This is a genomic window from Streptomyces sp. TRM64462 (assembly GCF_013362995.1).
In the GTDB taxonomy this organism is placed as follows: domain Bacteria; phylum Actinomycetota; class Actinomycetes; order Streptomycetales; family Streptomycetaceae; genus Streptomyces.
The window spans coordinates 1-236 of record NZ_JABWDV010000134.1 but is presented as its reverse complement, the minus strand read 5'-3'; the positions used below and the strand labels follow the sequence as shown (position 1 = coordinate 236).

Sequence of the window (236 nt, the reverse complement as noted above, 5' to 3'; positions counted from 1 at the left end):
TGTTTCTCTGTGGAGGAGTCCATGACGAAAGATGAACTGATTGCCCGTCTCCGCTCGCTGGGTGAACAACTGAACCGTGATGTCAGCCTGACGGGGACGAAAGAAGAACTGGCGCTCCGTGTGGCAGAGCTGAAAGAGGAGCTTGATGACACGGATGAAACTGCCGGTCAGGACACCCCTCTCAGCCGGGAAAATGTGCTGACCGGACATGAAAATGAGGTGGGATCAGCGCAGCC

At 55.9% G+C, this 236-nt stretch carries 1 protein-coding gene; it reads left to right on the top strand.

The features are described 5' to 3' along the window. Positions 1–21: 21 nt before the first annotated feature. Positions 22–236 (top strand): DNA-packaging protein FI (gene gpFI / locus HTZ82_RS06120; protein WP_217623726.1); only part of this gene is annotated, 215 nt, incomplete at its 3' end.